Origin of the sequence: Ferrovibrio terrae, assembly GCF_007197755.1 — a bacterium.
Taxonomy (GTDB): Bacteria; Pseudomonadota; Alphaproteobacteria; order Ferrovibrionales; family Ferrovibrionaceae; genus Ferrovibrio; species Ferrovibrio terrae.
In genome coordinates this window covers 2,826,329-2,843,599 of record NZ_CP041636.1, presented here as the reverse complement: position 1 = coordinate 2,843,599, position 17,271 = coordinate 2,826,329, and the positions used below count along the sequence as shown (strand labels likewise).

The window sequence follows — 17,271 nt, the reverse complement described above, 5'->3', positions numbered from 1 at the left end:
CGATGCGTTACGCCGTCGCGGTCAGCGACTTGGCCATATGCACCAGTTCGCGGCCCTCGTAGACATCCGTGCCGGTTTCAGCATAGCCGAGATGGGCATAGAGCTTGCGGTTCTCGGTGAACAGCGCGTTGGTGTAGAGCCGCACCTGACGCAAGCCGTGTTCCAGCGCCTGCGCCTCGGCGAAATCGAGCAGGCGACGGCCCAGCCCGGTGCCCTGCTGCGTCGGATCGACCGCAACGCTCCAGATCAGCAGATGATCGCTGGCCGTGCGCAGCACCAGCGCGCCCGCCAGGCCATCCTCCACGCCATCGACCACCCAGACTTCATACTCCTGCAGCAGACCGGCAGCCGTCTCGGCCATCGGCTGCGGCTCGGCGCCAATCAGCGGCACGTATTTGACATACGCACGCTTCTGCAAGGCGCCGAGGCGTGTCTCGTCCGTCGACGAGGCACGACGGATCGGCGCGATCATCGGATCGATCACCGGCGCCACCAGCCTTTTTTGGCCGGTGCCGGTTCAGCAGGCTTGTCGGCGCTGCCATCGGGCGCGATCACAGTGGTTTCAAAGACCGGACCGGTCGGCGCAGGCGCCGGTTCGGCCGACTTCGCTTCCGGGACACTGACCGGCGGCACGTCCGCCTGCTTCAGCGCTTCCGGCGCATGCTCGACGGCCTGCTGCGGCACAGGCGCAGCCTGCTTCGACGGCAGCGGCGGCAGGTCGTCGCCGAAATCGAATTCCGGCACACCATCCAGCATCGCCCCGATCGACGCGGGCGTCATCGGGTTTTCGGTCACACCGTAGTTGGGGACATCGCGGCGCGGACGGTCTTCGCGCGGTGCGCGTTCGGCACGCGCCGGACGCTCACCTTGGCGCTCGCCCGGCTGGCGTTCACCGCCAGCTTCAGCACCATCCTCACGACCGCGACGGCGGCGACCGCCGCGACGGCCACGGCGACGGCGACGGCCGTCACCATCAGGGCCTTCGCCATCAGCACTGGCGCCATCAGCATTGGCACCCTCGACACCGGTTTCGGTGCCCTGGTCGCCGGACTCATCGCCTTCGGCAGCTTCGCCTTCGGCATCCTCGGCGCCTTCGCCTTCGGCATCCTCGGCGCCCTCGGCGCCTTCCGCACTCACACCATCTTCGCGGCCGCGACCGCCACGACGGCGGCGGCGGCGGCGGCGGCGACCACGGCCATCGGCGTTTTCGCCGTTTTCTTCGCCAGCAGCAGCGCCGGCCTCAGTTGTGTTCTCGGTTTCAGTCTCGTCAGCCTCGCCATCCTCGGCGTCGCTGGCATAGGCGCTTTCCTGGGTCAGCGGGCGCTGGCTCTCGGAGCGTGCCACTTCAGGGCGGCTCACATCACCGGGCTGGCGCGTCTTGCTGCGCTCGATGCGGAAGTCCGGCGGCACCAGGCTGGGATCGGCCGCCAGGATCACGCGCATCACGTAACGGCGTTCCATGTCGCCGATGCGGTCGCGCTTGTGGTTGAGCAGATAGAGTGCCACTTCCGCCGACATCGCGACGGTGATCTCGGCCGAGCGGTCACGGATACCCTCTTCCTCGATGGCACGCAGCACGGTCAGCGCGGTGGACTCGATCGAACGTACATAGCCGCGGCCCTGGCAATGCGGGCAGGGCATGGTCGAGCTTTCCAGCAGGCTGGGACGCAGGCGCTGGCGCGACATCTCGAGCAGGCCGAAGCCGGAGATGCGGCCGACCTGAATGCGCGCGCGATCATTGCGCAGGCATTCCTTCAGCTTCTGCTCCACCTTGCGGATGTTGCGGTTCTCTTCCATGTCGATGAAATCGATCACGACGAGGCCGGCAAGATCGCGCAGGCGCAGCTGGCGGGCGACTTCTTCAGCCGCCTCCAGGTTGGTCTTGTAGGCGGTTTCCTCGATATTGTGTTCGCGGGTCGACTTGCCCGAGTTCACGTCGATGGAGACCAGCGCTTCGGTCGGGTTGATGACGATGTAGCCGCCCGACTTGAGCTGCACGGTCGGCGAGAACATCGCATCGAGCTGCTGTTCGACCTGGTAGCGGGTGAACAGCGGGATCTTGTCCTGATACTGCTTCACGTTGTCGGCGTGATTGGGCATCAGCATCTGCATGAAGTCATGCGCGAAGCGATAGCCTTCCTCACCTTCAACGATCACTTCGTCGATCTGGTCGGAATAGAGGTCGCGGATCGAACGCTTGATCAGACCGGCCTCTTCATAGATCAGGGCCGGGGCCGAGGATTCCAGCGTGCGCTCGCGGATGCTGTCCCAGCTGCGCAGCAGGTATTCGAAATCGCGCTTGATCTCCGGCTTGGAGCGTTCCATGCCGGCGGTGCGCACGATCACGCCCATGCCGTCCTGGATATCCAGCTCCGCCGTGATCGCCTTGAGACGCTTGCGGTCGGCCTGGGACTGGATCTTGCGCGAGATGCCGCCGCCACGCGCGGTGTTGGGCATCAGCACGCAATAGCGGCCGGCGAGCGAGAGATAGGTGGTGAGCGCCGCGCCCTTGTTGCCGCGCTCTTCCTTCACGACCTGCACCAGCATGATCTGCCGGCGCTTGATCACTTCCTGAATCTTGTAACGACGGAAGACGTTGGTGCGGCGGCGGCGCGCGCGACCTTCGTCGCTCTCGTCGCTCTTGCCGTTTTCCTTCTCGTCCGCATGGCCGTCTTCGCCATGGGCATCGTCATGATGATGGTGATCGTCATGATGACCGTCGTGATGATGATCTTCGTCGTGATGCTCGCCCGCTTCGGCGGCATCATCGTCTTCCACAGGTGCGGTCAGGGTCGAGACCGGGGCCGCGGCATGCGGCACATTCCAGTAGGCCGGCGCCGCGGAAGTTTCCTCGGCGGCTTCAGCAACCGGAGCATCGGCCTGGACCGCAGCCTGGTCAGTGGTCTCTTCCTGCGCGGCCGGAACAGCGGCCGGCTCGGCAGCGACTGCGGCTTCAGCGACCGGCTCAGCAGCCGGCACATCGCCCGGAGCATCGGCCGGTGCGTCTGCCGGCGCGGCATCAGAGACGATCTCCTCCACCGTGTCGTAGTCGCCATCGACACTCTCGACGCCATTGTCGCCGGCGTCGTGATCATGAGTCTGATCATGGGCCGGGTCATTGGCCTGTTCAGCGGCGCGGGCCTGCTGCTGGGCGGCACGACGCGCGGCACGCACTTCCTCGGCAGCCAGTTCGGCTTCCTCGGCAGCGGCAGCAGCGGCCTCTTCCTCGGCCTGCTGTGCGAGCAGTGCCTGACGATCCGCGATCGGGATCTGATAATAGTCGGGATGAATTTCGCTGAAGGCTAGGAAGCCGTGACGGTTCCCGCCGTATTCAACGAAAGCGGCCTGCAACGAGGGCTCCACGCGGGTGACCCGCGCAAGATAGATATTGCCCTTGTTCACCTGCTTGGTGGAGGTCTCGTAATCGAACTCTTCGAGCCGAGTACCCTTCACGACCACAACCCGGGTTTCCTCCGGATGAGTCGCATCAATCAACATACGCATGCCCATGAGGCATAATCCTGCGGCGCGGCGCCGCCCGCGCGAATAACAAACGGCGGCGCGCCTCTGCTGTCGGAGCGGACTGCGGCCGGATCGGCCCGACGCAAAGCCATAAGGCCCGCGGCGGTAATGATCCTGGTGACCGGAGGGTGAGCGCTTCATCAGCAGGGCGGGAGAAACCCGGAATGCTGAGCGCGCCGCGGCGCCGGTCTGCCGAGCCTCCTTTCAGTCTTTTAAGACTGTCGGGTGCCCCGAAGGTTCAAAATCATCCGGTTATGTCTTGAGCGCCGCTTGGGGGCCGATTCGCGCCAGGTCGCCTCCTTGGGGCAAACGCTGGAAGATGCGGTCGAACTCGCCGTCACTACGCCGACCCACCGCCTCCGGGCCGGCCTGCATAAAGAACTGTAAGTCCTTCAGGAACAAGCAATTGGCTGGACGGTCGATCTGACTCGGATATTCGCGGTTGCATGCTACGCTTTGCCGGGCCATACCCACAAGGTCTTTCTTGCCGCGACGCGGCAATGGCACGGGGAATTTTTATTAAACTGCTGTTTTTACTTGTTTTTATCGTGACGACCGGGCTGGGACTCGCCTCCCCGGCCCGGGCTGAACCTTTGCGCCTGACGCACCTTCAGCTTGGTTTGAATGCCGGCCTGACCCGGCTGGTGATCGAGGCCTCGGCTCCGCCGCAGGCCGAACTCGCCGCCAGTGCCGATGGCCTGGGCCTGCTGCTGACGCTGCCGGCCACGCGCTGGGCCGCGCCGCCGCCCGACGTCACCGCCGGTGGACTGGTCGCGGCACTGGGCCTTCCCGTCGCCGCACCCGACGGGACGCTGAACATCGCCATCGAGCTGATTGAGCCGGCGGTGGTGGAGCGCGCCTTTCATCTTGCCCCCCAGGGCAGGCGCGGTCATCGGCTGGTGATCGACCTGCGCCCGGCCGATCCAAATGCCTTTGCCGCCGCCTATGCTGACCCGGTGCACCTGCCGCTCGACACCGCCGTCGATATCGCACCACCACCTGTGGGCGCGGCCGGCGAGCGCCGCCGCCTGATCGTGCTCGATCCCGGCCATGGCGGGCAGGATCCCGGCGCGATCACCGCGTCCGGCCGCTACGAGAAGGAAATCACCCTGAACGTGGCGCGCGCCGTGGCGCAGAAGCTGCGCGCTACCGGGCGCTATCGCGTGCTGCTGACGCGCGAAAGCGACAAGTTCATCCGCCTGAACGAACGCGTCGGCATGGCCCGCGCGCGGGAGGCCGACCTGTTCCTGTCGATCCATGCCGACAGCCTGAGCGGCGATCGCGCCACCCGCGGCGCCAGCGTCTATACCCGCGCCGAAGCTGCCAGCGACACCGAGGCCGAATCCCTGGCGCTGCGCGAAAATCGCGCCGACCAGCTGGCCGACGGCCTGCCGGTGGCGGAGATGGACGACGTGGTGTCGATCCTGCTCGACCTCGCCTCGCGCGACACGGTGCGGCTGTCCAGCCGCTTCGCCGGATTGCTCACCGCCTCGATGGGCGAGACCACGCCGCTGCGCCGCAACGCGCTGCGCGCCGCGAATTTCCGCGTGCTGTCGGCACCCGATGTGCCATCCGCGCTGCTGGAACTGGGTTACCTGTCCAACCCGGCCGACGAAGCACTTCTGTTCTCCGAGGCCGGGCGCGACCGGCTGGCCGGCGCCGTGGTCGGCGCCATCGACCGGTTCTTCGGCGTGGAGGCGCGTTAAACCCCGGTTTTTCCTGCCGTATCGCCGCCACAATCTTGTGGCTATACAGGCCGGCCGATCAGGGGTACCTGTACGGCCAAAATCCACCCAAGAATCTGGCTGGGGAAGCTGACCTTCCATGCGTTTGTTGTCGCGTTTCTTCTTCCTGCTGTTCCTCGCCGTGCTTGGCCTGATCGGCGCCGGTGCCGCCGGCCTGTTCGGCCTGTGGTATTTTGGCCGTGACCTGCCCGATTATCAGCAGCTGGCCAATTACGAACCGCCGGTGACGACGCGGCTGCATGCCGGCGACGGCAGGCTGATCGCCGAATATTCCCGCGAGCGCCGCCTGTTCGTGCCGATCCAGGCGATCCCCAAGCCGGTGATCCAGGCCTTCCTCTCGGCCGAGGACAAGAACTTCTACGAACACAGCGGCATCGATCCGATGGGCATCGCGCGCGCCGTGGTGCAGAACGTGGCGAACCTGGCGCAGAGCCGCCGCCCGGTCGGCGCTTCCACCATCACCCAGCAGGTGGCGAAGAACTTCCTGCTCGGCAATGAAGTGTCATTGGGGCGCAAGGCCAAGGAAGCCATCCTCGCCTTCCGCATCGAGAAGACCTTCTCGAAGGACAAGATCCTCGAACTGTATCTGAACGAGATCTATCTCGGCGCGGGCGCCTATGGCGTGGCCGCCGCAGCCCTCGTGTATTTCGACAAATCGCTCTACGACCTGACACTGCCGGAAGCCGCCTATCTCGCGGCGCTGCCGAAAGCGCCGAGCAACTATCACCCCGTGCGCCATCACGATCGTGCAAAAGCAAGGCGCGACTGGGTGATCGAGCGCCTGCAGGAAGATGGCGTGATCAATGTCGAGCAGGCGCGCATCGCGATTGCCGCGCCGCTGCAGGCATTGGCGCGACCGGACTCCGAACTGGCGCGCGCCGACTGGTTCGCCGAGGAAGTGCGACGCGAGCTGTCGCAGAAATTCGGCGAGAAGAGCCTGTATGAAGGCGGCCTCAGCGTCCGCACGACCATGGACCCGAAGCTGCAGGGCTTGGGCGAGCGCGTGCTGCGCGACGGGCTGGAAGCCTATGACCGCCGCGCCGGCGGCTGGCGCGGCCCGCTGGCGAAACTGCCGGCCGGGTCCGACTGGAAGACGCAGCTGTCCGCCATGCCGCCGTTCGCCGGCATCCTGCCGCCCTGGCGCGTCGCCGCCGTGCTCAGCCTGGATAACGATAGCATCAGCATCGGCTTTGCCGACGGCGCCAAGGCGGAGATTGCGCAGGCGGGCTACCGGTGGGCGCGCAAGAAACTCGGCGCCGATCATTTCGGCCCGGTGCCTCGCGCACCGTCCGAGATCGTTGCCGTCGGCGACGTGATCATCGCCAGCCCGCTCGATCCGGCCAAGCCGCAGGGCGCCTATGCCTTGCGCCAGATCCCCGAAATCGGCGGCGGCCTGGTGGCGATGGACCCGCACACCGGCCGCGTGCTGGCGCTGGTCGGCGGCTACGATTTCAAGCTGAGCCAGTTCAATCGCGCCACGCAGGCCAATCGCCAGCCCGGTTCGGCCTTCAAGCCCTTCGTCTATGCCGCGGCGATCGACAACGGCTTCACGCCGTCGTCGCTGGTGCTGGATGCGCCCTTCGTGATGGATCAGGGCCCCGGCCTGCCGCTGTGGAAGCCTGGCAACTATTCCGACCAGTTCTATGGCCCGTCCACGCTCCGCGTCGGCGTCGAGAAATCGCGCAACCTGATGACGGTGCGTCTGGCCCAGGCCATCGGCATGGACAAGGTGTCGGATTACGCCAGGCGCTTCGGCGTGATCGACAACCTGCAGCCGGTGCTCGCCATGTCGCTTGGCGCCGGCGAGACCACGCTGATGAAGATGACCACCGCCTATTCGGAATTCGTGAACGGCGGCAAGAAAATCACGCCGACGCTGATCGACCGCATCCAGAACCGCACCGGCAGCACGATCTATCGCCACGACAAGCGCCCGTGCATCGACTGTCTCGCCGTCGACTGGCACGGCCAGGGCGAACCCGCCCTGCCCGATCCTCGCGCGCAGGTGCTCGATGCCGTCACCGCCTACCAGATCACCTCGATCCTGGAAGGCGTGGTGCAGCGTGGCACCGGCATCCGCATCCGCGAGCTGGGCAAGCCGCTGGCCGGCAAGACCGGCACCACCAACGACAGCATGGACACCTGGTTCGTCGGCTTCAGCCCCGATCTCGCTGTCGGCGTCTTCATCGGCTACGACACGCCGAAGGACATGGGCAAGCGCGAGACCGGATCTTCCGTGGCCGTGCCGGTGTTCAAATCCTTCATGGCCGAAGCGCTGCAGGGCAAGCCGAATATCCAGTTCCGCGTGCCGCCGGGCGTGCGGCTGGTGCGCGTGCAGGCCGAGACCGGCGAGCTGGCGCGGCCGGGCGACCGCAACGTGATCCTGGAAGCCTTCCGGCCCGGCACCGAGCCGCAGGCCGGCGAGCGCAGCCTGGTGCTGGACGGCTCGATGTCCGATGACCGCGACAGCATCTCCGGTGTCGGCGCCAGTGCCGGTTCGGCTCCCATTTCAGGGACCGGCGGGCTGTACTAACCCCTTGGAAGTGCAGGCCGCTTGACACAATCAGACGGCCTCTTTATACGCTCCCTGCGGCGCACCGGTTCCGGTTCGCCCTGGTGTGGGCGGTTAGCTCAGCGGTAGAGCACAGCATTCACATTGCTGGGGTCACTGGTTCAATCCCAGTACCGCCCACCATTTCCTTCTTCCTGCCATTTTCTCCACCCACGCCCCGCTTGCGGCCCGCGCGCGACGCAACGCTGCTGCAGATTCCGCTCTTTGATCGGAACATCCTCCGCACCCGTCGTGTTGGCCCGATGCACGGCATGGGTGAATCAAAAACGGAGGTGAAGGATGGCAGACGATCTGTTCGATCGCGGTCCGCAGGATCGCGCGCGCGTCAACATCAATGAAGATTACGAGCGCCGCTGGTGGTCGGAAAAATTCCGCGTGCAGCCGGAAGTGCTGGACGCAGCCGTTGAGTCGGTCGGCACCAGCGTGAAGGATGTCGCCAAGGTGCTCGGCAAGGCGCCGCAGACCTGACCCAGCCCCTCACTCAGGTCACTGCGGCAAGATAGAGACGGTAGGCCTCGCGGGTCAGCGGCCCGGGCCTGCCGTCGCCGATCACGCGGCCATCGATGCGCGTCACCGGGGTGACGCCGCCCAGCGTGCCGGTGACGAAAGCTTCATCCGCCGCATAGACCTGCCCCAGGGTGAAATCGCATTCCCGGCCCGGGCGGCCATCGGCCTGCCAGGCCTTCAGCACGCTGCCCTGCGTGATGCCGCGGAAGCTCCAGCCCGGCGTCGAGGTCCACAATTCCCCGCCGCGCAGAATGAAGAAGTTGGTCGAGTTGCAACTCGCCACGAAGCCGCGCGGATCGAGCATCAGCGCCTCGTCGGCGCCGGCATTGATCGCCTGGATCAGGGCCTGAATCAGATTGAGCCGGCTGTGCGAATTGAGCCGCAGGTCGAACACATCGGGTGCACTGGTGCGGAAGGTGGAGGTGAACAGCGACAGGCCGCGTTCGCGCGCTTCCGGTTTCGGCGTCTTGTATTCGGCGACGATCACCACGGTCGCATCGCCGATCACGAAGCGCGGATCCTGGTTCGGCGTTTTTTTGGTGCCGCGCGTCACCATCAGGCGGACATGCGCGCCATCCTGCATGTTGTTGCGCTTCAGCGTTTCCAGCAAAGCGGTGCGGATACCGTCGCGGCCGAGCTGGATGTCCAGCGCGATCGAGCCCGCGCCTTCGAACAGGCGGTCGAGATGCGCCTCCAGGCTGATCAGTTTTCCGTTGACCAGCCGCAGCCCTTCCCACACGCCATCACCCAGCACAAAGCCGCTGTCGAAGATCGAAACCCGAGCCTGGTCGCGGCGCACGAACTCGCCGTTGACGTAGACCAGCACGTCTTCGTTGCGCGGGTCTTCGACGTAACCCTGGGCGGACTGGTTCGATGTCGTTGTCATGATCTGAATCCAAATACGGTTAGAGACTGAATTCGCGGTGACGGGCCAGGAAGGCGCGTGTGCGGTCGCGCTGCGGATGCTTCAGCACCTCGTCGGGCGTGCCGGATTCGTGGATCTCGCCATCGGCGATGAACAGCACCCGCGTGGCGACGTGATAGGCGAAGCCGAGCTCATGCGTCACCAGCAGCATGGTGCGACCCTCTTCGGCCAGCGAGCGGATCACGCCCAGCACCTCGCCAACCAGTTCCGGATCGAGCGCCGAGGTCGGCTCATCGAACAGCAGCAGTTCCGGATCCATCGCGAGCGCACGGGCAATCGCCACGCGCTGCTTCTGGCCACCGGACAGTCGCGCCGGATACTGTTCGGCGTGATCGGCGAGGCCGACACGCGACAGTTCGGCCATGGCACGCTCACGCGCTGCCGCCGGCGCCACGCCCTTCACGGTGCGCAGGCCTTCCATCACATTGCCCAGCGCCGTCATATGCGGAAACAGATTGAATTGCTGGAACACCATGCCGATGCGCTGGCGCAGCTTGGTCAGTTCCGTCTCGGCGTAGACGCGCCGACCACCCCTGCCTTCGCTGCCCAGCAGCCTGCCGCCGAGTTCGATACTGCCGGCGCTCGGCGTTTCCATGAAATTCAGGCAGCGCAGGAAGGTGCTCTTGCCCGACCCCGACGCGCCGAGGATGGCGATGCGTTCGCCGGGCTGCACGGCAAGATCGATGTTGCGCAGGACCTGCTGGTTGCCGAAGGATTTGTGCAGGCCGGTGATGTTGAGCAGCGGTTGCGTCATGGAATATCAATCACCCCCGGAATCGCTTCTGGCCATCTGGCGTTCCAGCGCATAGGTCGCGCGCACCAGCGGATACAGGAACAGGAAAAATGCCAGGGCGATCACGGTGTAGGTTTCAATCGGATTGAAATTCAGCGAGGCGATCAGCTTGCCCTGTTGCAGCAGTTCGACATAGGCCACGGCAGAGGCCAGCGTCGACATCTTGAAGATTTCAATGGCGCGGTTGGTCAGCGCCGGCAGCATGCGGCGGATCGCCTGCGGCAGGATGATGCGGCGCATCGCCTGCAGTCCGCTCATGCCGAGCGCGCGCGATGCTTCCCACTGGCCGGGCTCGATCGACTGGATGCCGCCGCGGAAGATTTCCGCCGAGAAGGCTGCCGAGTTCAGCGAGATGCCGAGCGCCGCCGCCATGAGAGGACTGATCTCGAACGGCACCAGCATCGGCAAAGCGAAGTAGAACCACAGGATCTGCACCAGCACCGGCGTATTGCGGAAGAATTCGACAAAGGCGGTGGCCGGCCAGCTGAACAGGCGGCGACGCGAGTAGCGCATCAGGCCGATGACCAGTCCGAAGCTGAGGCCCAGCACCAGGCAGATGGCGAAGATGCGCAGCGTGCCGACCGCGCCATACAGCAGTGCATCGGCATGTTCGAAGACAGGCGCGAAATTCCACTGATAGCCCATCAGTGCACCGTGGACTCGCCGCTGACCGCCAGACGGCGTTCCAGCCGGCGCGCCAGCAGGCTGATCATCAGGATGACGACGAAATAGATGCCGGCCACGACGGTGAAGACCTCGAGCGGACGGAAGGTTTTCTGCGCGATCTCGTTGGCCTGATACAGCAGGTCGGCATAGGAGACGATGGCGACCAGCGTGGTAGTCTTCATCAGTTCGATGGCGCGCTCCATGAAAGCCGGAATCATGCGCTTGACCGCTTGCGGCAGCACGATGCGGCGCATCGACTGCGATGGCGTCATGCCGATGGCACGCGCCGCCTCCCACTGGCCGCGCTCGACCGACACGATGCCGCCGCGAAACACCTCGGCGAAAAACGCCGAGGACTGGATCGAGAAGGTGAGCGCCGAGGCCATGAAGGGCGTCATCTCGACCCGGATCAGCACCGGCAAGGCGAAGAAGAACCAGAACAGCTGCACCAGCGGCGGCGTGGTGCGAAAGAATTCGATCACGAAACCGGCCGGCCAGGCGAGCAGGCGCCGGCCCGAAAGACGGGCCAGCGCCAGTGCCAGGCCGAGCGGAATGCCGAAGGCCAATGCGGTGCCGGTGACGGCAAGCGTATTGACCAGCCCCTGCAGCAGCAGGTCGGCATTCGCCAGAACCGGTGCGAAATCCCAGCGGTACATGGCCGGGACTTAGAGCATTTCCTTCATCACCGGCGGCGCCGATTTCGGATCCAGTCCGAAACCGCGCAGGAATTCCTCATACCAGCGCTGGGTCTGGCCGCTGGTGTAGTAGCCGTTGATGGTGGCGTTCACCCAGCTGAGGAAAGCCTTGTCGTCTTCCTTGCGCACCGCAACGCTGGAGGGCTGCGACTGCGCCGGCAGCGGCACCACGATCTTGCCGGTGCCGAGACGCTGGCGCGCCGCCAGCAGCGGCGGATGGAACAGGCAGACGGCATCGACGCGGCCGGCCTGGAAAGCGGCGATGGCTTCCGGGTTGCCCGGGAAACGCTGGATATTGGCGTTCGGCACAGTCTCGCTGACGAACTTGTCCATGCTGCTGGCCTGCGGCACGGCGATACGCACGTCGGGCTTGTTCATGTCAGCCCAGTTCTTTACCGGCAGATCTTCGCGCGCCAGCACGGCCATGGAATAGAACAGCAGCGGGTTCTGCGGGAAATCGACGGCGGCAGCGCGTTCCGGCGTCGCATCCAGCATGTACATCAGGTCGATCTTGTTACCTTGCAGCGCGGCGATGGCCGTGCCCCAGTTGACCTCGACGGCCTCGAACTTCACGCCGAGCACGGCCGCCATCGCCTTGCCCATCGACACGCCGACGCCGGAATTCCATTCGCCGGTCTTCGGGTCCTTGGAATACCACGGCGGCGCCTGGGTCACGCCGACCCGCAGCGTTCCGCGTTTCTTGATCTCGGCCAGCGTGCCCCCAGCAGCATTGGCGGTCTGCGCCTTCGCGCCGAACGGCAGTGCCAGCGTTGCACCTGCGGCCGCCAGGCCGGCCATCGCAATACGTCGATTGATCATCATGTCGGTTCTCCCCTTTTCATGCCTGTCATGGATGTTGCTTCCTGCGTGTGATCCTGCAGGAATTTCTCGGTCTGCTGTCCGCCGCGCTGCATATGCGCGGTGATCTCGGCGCGCATGGCATCCAGGCTGTCGCCCAGTGCCGCCGCGACATAGCTTTCATGGCCATCGCGCCGCGGCCCACGGATCGAATGCGCGCGATGATGCGCCGCCCAGTAGAGTTGCAGGCGTCCGCGCAGGCTGCTCCAGGTCCGCTGCAGCAGGCGATGGCCGCAGGCCTCGTAGACCAGACCATGCAATTCCAGTTCGGCCAGGATGGCGGCGCGGTCGTCGCCCTCGTCGATGGTGGCGATCAGCGCTGCGTGCCGGCGCTGCAGTTCGGCGCGGAAGACGGCATCGCGTTTGTCCCAGGCCTGCTCGAAGGCGAAGCATTCCAGGGTAACGCGCATTGAATGGATCTCGCGCACATCGTCGACCGACAGGCTGATCACATGGGTGCCGGTATAGGGCACGGTGACCAGCAGGCCTTCCTCGACCAGCTGCCGCAGGGCTTCGCGCAGCGGACCACGGCTGACCTGGAACAGGCCGGCCAGCGCGGTTTCCACGATCTGGGCGCCGGGCGCGATCTCGCCCGACAGGATGGCGGCGCGCAGCTGCTCGGCGATATGCGCCCGGAAGGTGCTTTTCGGCAGCCGTCCAAGGCCCTGAGCCTGGAAAATCTCGGAATTCAGCACGCCAGATCCCGCCTCATTGTCGATTGTCAACAATGTGGGCGCAGAATCGGGCCGAGGTCAACTGAATTCCATCATATTAATCCGCAAACGGATTTATCTGGCGCGGCGGGGCGTCTCCGGCGCTGCCAGGGACGCCCCTTTCCGTCTTACCTGAAGTCGATCACCTCGATCCAGTTCGGCTTCCTGCCGACCGGATACTCCTTCAGCGCGACCAGCTTGCCGCCATCGATGCGATAGGCGGTGAGCGCATGCGACTGCTCACCGACCGCGAAGACATATTTGCTGCCCGGATCGATGCCCATGCCGCGCGGCTGCTTCTGCGTCGGCACGGTGTCGATCCTGGTCAGCTTGCCGCTGGTGGCATCGACGCGGAAGCCGGTGATGGTGCTGGTCGTGCGCTCGGTGCCGTAGATGTAGCGGCCATCGGCGGTGATGCGCAGTTCCGCTGCCCAGGGCTTCGCGCCACCAGGCGGCATCAGGCTGACGGTCTGAAACGCCTTCAGCGTGCCGGCTTTCGCATCGTAGTTATAGGCGATCACGTCGCCGCTCAGCTCGGTGATCACATAGGCGTATTTGTTGTTCGGATGGAACACGAGATGGCGCGGGCCGGTCTTGTCCGGCGTGTCGATCGCGGCCGGCGTGTTGGCGAAGAGCGTGCCAGCAGTTGCGTCGAAGGTGAACTGCAGCACCGCATCCGAGCCCATGTTGGTGGCAAAGACATATTTGTTGTCCTTGCTGGGCAGGATCGCATGCGCGTTAGGTCCGGTGGCGATCACCTGCTTCGGCGCCTGCACCCTGCCGGCCGGGCTGATCGGATTCACCGCCACCTTGTTGCCGCCGAAGGACGCGCTGAACAGATGCTTGCCGGTGCGGTCGGTGGCGATATAGGCCATGCTGTCCGCGAGAGGCCCATTCGCCGTGTGCTGCAGCCGGCCGGTGGCAGAGTCGATGGCGAAGCCGACCGCCGTGAAGGGATCGGAGCGCACGCCCGCATACAGATGCTTCTTGTCCGGGCTGACCGCCAGCGGAGTGGACGGCCCCGCCTTGGTGATGCCGGGGAAAGCCGCGACCTGGACCGGCGAGAGATCGCCGTTGGCCGTGTTGAGCTTCAGGACATGGATGTCGTTGCTGTCGGCGTTGCCGACATAGACGAAGGTGTCGGCCTGAACTGCTGTGATGAACGCGCCGGCGAACACTGCCGCCAGAAATCCGGTCCGGAACGGTTTCATGTTGTCCTCCCCTTGGTTGTTGTGCGCTATTCAGTCAGCGCTTGCTTGCGTTTGCGCAGCACGGCGGGCGACAGCATCGCCAGCAGCAGGATCACCACGACCGCCAGCAACCCGGCGCTGATCGGGTGGCGAACAAAGACAGTGAAATCGCCATCGGCCAGCAACAGGGCGCGGCGGAAGTTCTCTTCCAGCTGCGGCCCGAGCACGAGGCCGAGCAGCAAAGGCGCCGGCTCGACGCCGATCTTGATGAAGAAATAGCCAATCACCGCGCAGCCCAGCATGAGCCAGACATTGAACAGGCTGTTGGAAATGCCATAGGTGCCGATGCAGCAGAACAGCACGATGGCCGGAAACAGCAGGCGATAGGGAATCTTCAGCATCGAGACCCAGACGCCGACCAGCGGCAGGTTGATCACGAGTAACATGAGATTGCCGGCCCACATGCTGGCGATCAGGCCCCAGACCAGCACCGGCTGCTCGGTCATCACCTGCGGGCCGGGCTGGATACCCTGCATCATCAGCGCGCCGATCATCAGCGCCATCAGCGCATTCGACGGCACGCCCAGCGTCAGCAGCGGAATAAAGCTGGTCTGCGCACCGGCATTGTTGGCGGCTTCCGGCCCGGCCACGCCTTCGATGGCGCCCTTGCCGAAGCGCGAGGGATCTTTCGCCAGCTTCTTTTCCAGCGCGTAAGCCGTGAATGGCGGCAAGGCCGCGCCGCCGCCGGGCAGCACGCCGAGAATCGAGCCGACCGCCGTACCGCGCAGCATGGCCGGGAAGGCCTGTTTCAGATCGGCCCAGGTCGGGATCAGGTCGCGGATCGACTGGCTGACCACGCGGCGCTCATCTTTACGTTCGAGATTGGCGATGATCTCACCCAGACCGAACAAGCCCATGGCAACCGGCACGAAGTCGATGCCGTCAGACAGTTCGGTGATGCCAAACGTCATGCGGGCGACGCCCGAATTGACGTCGATGCCGATCAGGCCGATCAGCAGGCCGAGCAGCACCATGGCCAGTGACTTCATCACCGAGCCATGCGCCATCACCACGGCGGCGATCAGCCCGAGCACCAGCAGTGAGAAATATTCAACAGCCGTGAATTTGAGCGCGAGCGCGGACAACGGCAGCGCCAGCAGCGCGATCACCAGGGTGGCAACCGTGCCGGCGAAGAAGGAGGAGATCGCCGCGGTGGCGAGTGCCGCCCCTGCCCGGCCGCGCTTGGCCATTTCGTGGCCGTCGATGCAGGTCACCACCGAAGATGTCTCGCCCGGAACATTGACCAGGATCGCCGTGGTCGAGCCGCCATACTGCGCACCATAGAAGATGCCGGCGAGCATGATCATCGCCGAGGCGGGTTCAAGCCCGAAAGTGAAGGGCAGCAGCAATGCGATCGTCGGGATCGGGCCGATGCCAGGCAGCACGCCGATGGCGGTGCCGATCAGCGCGCCGATCAGGCAGAACATCAGATTCTTGAGCTGGAAGGCCGTCGAGAGGCCCAGCATCAGGTTGTCGAGCAGTTCCATCGCACGTTACCCGAACACGTCTGGCCAGATCGGCAGCGGCAGCGACAGCACCTGGACGAACAGCAGCACCGACAGCGCGGCGATGGCGACGCCGAAGATCACGGCTTCCCTGGCGCGGAATTCATGCGTGGCATAAGCCGCCACGATAATGGTGACGAGCGAGGCGATCGCCAGACCGGCGAATTCCACCAGCAGCGAGAACAGCGCGACCGCCAGCGGAATGGCGATCAGCGACCGCAGCTGCACGCGGGCGATGCCGAGATGGCTGCGCAGCAGGCCGCGCCCGGTGAAGAATGCACCGAACAGCATCACGGCAATCGCGATCACGCGCGGCATGTAGCCCGGCCCCATATTGGCGGCCGTGCCGATACCAAGCTTCCTGGTCGCGACAAGAGTGAGCGTCGCGACCAGGAGCAGGAACAGGCCGAGCAGAAGATCCGGCCAGTCTATCCGCTTAGGCATTGGCGACAGATCAGCTGGCGTCCGGCTTCAGGCCGTTTTCCTTGATCACGCCGCCCCAGGTCTTGATGCTGGTGTCGAGCCACTTGGCGAAGTCCTCCGGCGAACCGGCCTTCACCACGCCGCCCTGTTCGGCGATCTTCGCCTGCACGTCGGGCTGCGCGAGGATCTTCTTCAGTTCCTCATTCAGCTTCTTCACCACCGGCGCCGGGCTACCCCCGGTGGTCAGCAGGCCCTGCCAGGTGCCAGCATCGCCCGCGGCGAGCCCGGCTTCCTTGAAGGTCGGCAGGTCCTTGGCGGTCGGCAGGCGCTCGTCGCCGCTGACGGCAATGCCGACCAGCTGCTTGTTGACCACGAAGGGCAGCGTCGCGGTCGTGCCGTTGATGATGGTGTTGCTCTCGCCGCTGATCACCGCGCGCGAGGCCGCCGCACCGCCCTTGTAGGGCACGTTCTTCCATTCGATGCCGAGGCCCTTGGCGATCTGGATGGCGGTGATGTGGTTCACCGCGCCGACGCCGGAATTGGCCACCGCCAGCTTGCCCGGATTGGCCTTGGCATAGGCGATCAGCTCCTTCGGCGTCGAGACGCCGACCGACGGATGCACGGCCAGCACATAGGGGCCGAACATCACCATGCCGACCGGCGCGAGATCCTTCTGGATATTGAAGTTGAGGTCGGGGAACAGGCTGGGCGCCGTGGACAGATTGCCGACATCCATCAGCAGCAGGGTATGGCCATCGGGTTTGGCCTTGGCGACGGCTTCGGCGCCGAGATTGCCGGCGGCGCCGGGCTTGTTCTCGATCACCACGCTGGTCTTGATCGCATCCGACAGCTTCGGCCCGATCATGCGGGCGAGAATGTCCGACGTGCCGCCCGGCGCAAACGGCACGACGATACGCACCGGACCCTTGAAGTCCTGCGCATTGGCGGCGGTGAGCGGTGCGGCGATGACAGCGGCGGCGGCAAGCGCCGACAGGGCGACAGCCCGGATCATGCGGGTCTTCATCTGACGTTCCTCCAAGTGGTTTCGACGGTCTGCAGCCGTCTGGTAACGATCATCGTATTGGACATTCTATGCG

15 protein-coding genes and 1 tRNA gene are annotated in these 17,271 nt (G+C 65.1%); 4 read left to right on the top strand and 12 right to left on the bottom strand.

Annotated features, from left to right (window positions below; all coding sequences use genetic code 11):
* Positions 1-7: 7 nt before the first annotated feature.
* Together FNB15_RS13820 and FNB15_RS13815 are read right to left on the bottom strand one after the other, a co-directional pair.
* Positions 8-493: a GNAT family N-acetyltransferase gene (locus FNB15_RS13820; RefSeq protein ID WP_185973553.1), complete on the bottom strand. Its 486-nt coding sequence runs from the start codon at positions 491-493 to the stop codon at positions 8-10.
* Positions 481-3,510, bottom strand: a complete 3,030-nt coding sequence (locus FNB15_RS13815; RefSeq protein WP_144069261.1) for an Rne/Rng family ribonuclease — start codon at positions 3,508-3,510, stop codon at positions 481-483. Before FNB15_RS13815 ends, FNB15_RS13820 begins: the two co-directional genes overlap by 13 nt.
* A gap of 605 nt (positions 3,511-4,115) precedes the next feature.
* Here FNB15_RS13815 and FNB15_RS13810 point away from each other — a divergent pair.
* The 4 genes from FNB15_RS13810 to FNB15_RS13795 all read left to right on the top strand — a co-directional run bounded on the left by FNB15_RS13810 (position 4,116) and on the right by FNB15_RS13795 (position 8,307).
* Positions 4,116-5,228 carry an N-acetylmuramoyl-L-alanine amidase family protein gene (locus FNB15_RS13810; protein ID WP_185973552.1) on the top strand — a complete coding sequence of 371 codons (1,113 nt, stop codon included), beginning with the start codon at positions 4,116-4,118 and terminating at the stop codon, positions 5,226-5,228.
* A 118-nt stretch (positions 5,229-5,346) separates the two neighbouring features.
* Complete coding sequence (locus tag FNB15_RS13805; protein ID WP_144069259.1) at positions 5,347-7,800, top strand: penicillin-binding protein 1A; 2,454 nt, start codon at positions 5,347-5,349, stop codon at positions 7,798-7,800.
* 87 nt (positions 7,801-7,887) lie between these two features.
* Positions 7,888-7,962: transfer RNA gene (locus FNB15_RS13800), tRNA-Val, on the top strand.
* 156 nt (positions 7,963-8,118) lie between these two features.
* The gene (locus FNB15_RS13795) at positions 8,119-8,307 is read left to right on the top strand and encodes a DUF3606 domain-containing protein (protein ID WP_144069258.1); all 189 of its coding nucleotides are present in this window, start codon (positions 8,119-8,121) and stop codon (positions 8,305-8,307) included.
* A gap of 13 nt (positions 8,308-8,320) precedes the next feature.
* Here the strand turns inward: FNB15_RS13795 and FNB15_RS13790 are convergent, their stop codons facing one another.
* The 10 genes from FNB15_RS13790 to FNB15_RS13745 all read right to left on the bottom strand — a co-directional run bounded on the left by FNB15_RS13790 (position 8,321) and on the right by FNB15_RS13745 (position 17,198).
* Positions 8,321-9,232, bottom strand: coding sequence for an aminotransferase class IV (locus FNB15_RS13790; protein WP_221932653.1), 912 nt, complete (start codon positions 9,230-9,232; stop codon positions 8,321-8,323).
* 19 nt (positions 9,233-9,251) lie between these two features.
* Complete coding sequence (locus FNB15_RS13785; protein WP_144069256.1) at positions 9,252-10,025, bottom strand: amino acid ABC transporter ATP-binding protein; 774 nt, start codon at positions 10,023-10,025, stop codon at positions 9,252-9,254.
* 6 nt (positions 10,026-10,031) lie between these two features.
* Complete coding sequence (locus FNB15_RS13780) at positions 10,032-10,709, bottom strand: amino acid ABC transporter permease (RefSeq protein ID WP_144069255.1); 678 nt, start codon at positions 10,707-10,709, stop codon at positions 10,032-10,034.
* Positions 10,709-11,386, bottom strand: coding sequence for an amino acid ABC transporter permease (locus tag FNB15_RS13775; protein ID WP_144069254.1), 678 nt, complete (start codon positions 11,384-11,386; stop codon positions 10,709-10,711). The genes FNB15_RS13780 and FNB15_RS13775 overlap by 1 nt, the downstream gene beginning before the upstream one ends.
* A 9-nt stretch (positions 11,387-11,395) precedes the next feature.
* The gene (locus FNB15_RS13770; RefSeq protein WP_221932652.1) at positions 11,396-12,247 is read right to left on the bottom strand and encodes a transporter substrate-binding domain-containing protein; all 852 of its coding nucleotides are present in this window, start codon (positions 12,245-12,247) and stop codon (positions 11,396-11,398) included.
* The gene (locus FNB15_RS13765) at positions 12,244-13,008 is read right to left on the bottom strand and encodes a GntR family transcriptional regulator (protein ID WP_221932651.1); all 765 of its coding nucleotides are present in this window, start codon (positions 13,006-13,008) and stop codon (positions 12,244-12,246) included. Before FNB15_RS13765 ends, FNB15_RS13770 begins: the two co-directional genes overlap by 4 nt.
* A gap of 116 nt (positions 13,009-13,124) precedes the next feature.
* Positions 13,125-14,207 (bottom strand): lactonase family protein, encoded by a 1,083-nt coding sequence (locus FNB15_RS13760; RefSeq protein WP_144069253.1) that lies wholly within the window; start codon positions 14,205-14,207, stop codon positions 13,125-13,127.
* 26 nt (positions 14,208-14,233) lie between these two features.
* Positions 14,234-15,733: a tripartite tricarboxylate transporter permease gene (locus tag FNB15_RS13755; RefSeq protein WP_144069252.1), complete on the bottom strand. Its 1,500-nt coding sequence runs from the start codon at positions 15,731-15,733 to the stop codon at positions 14,234-14,236.
* Between the two features lie 6 nt (positions 15,734-15,739).
* Positions 15,740-16,195 carry a tripartite tricarboxylate transporter TctB family protein gene (locus FNB15_RS13750; RefSeq protein ID WP_144069251.1) on the bottom strand — a complete coding sequence of 152 codons (456 nt, stop codon included), beginning with the start codon at positions 16,193-16,195 and terminating at the stop codon, positions 15,740-15,742.
* Positions 16,196-16,205: 10 nt separating this feature from the next.
* Positions 16,206-17,198 carry a Bug family tripartite tricarboxylate transporter substrate binding protein gene (locus tag FNB15_RS13745; protein WP_144069250.1) on the bottom strand — a complete coding sequence of 331 codons (993 nt, stop codon included), beginning with the start codon at positions 17,196-17,198 and terminating at the stop codon, positions 16,206-16,208.
* Positions 17,199-17,271: the final 73 nt, after the last annotated feature.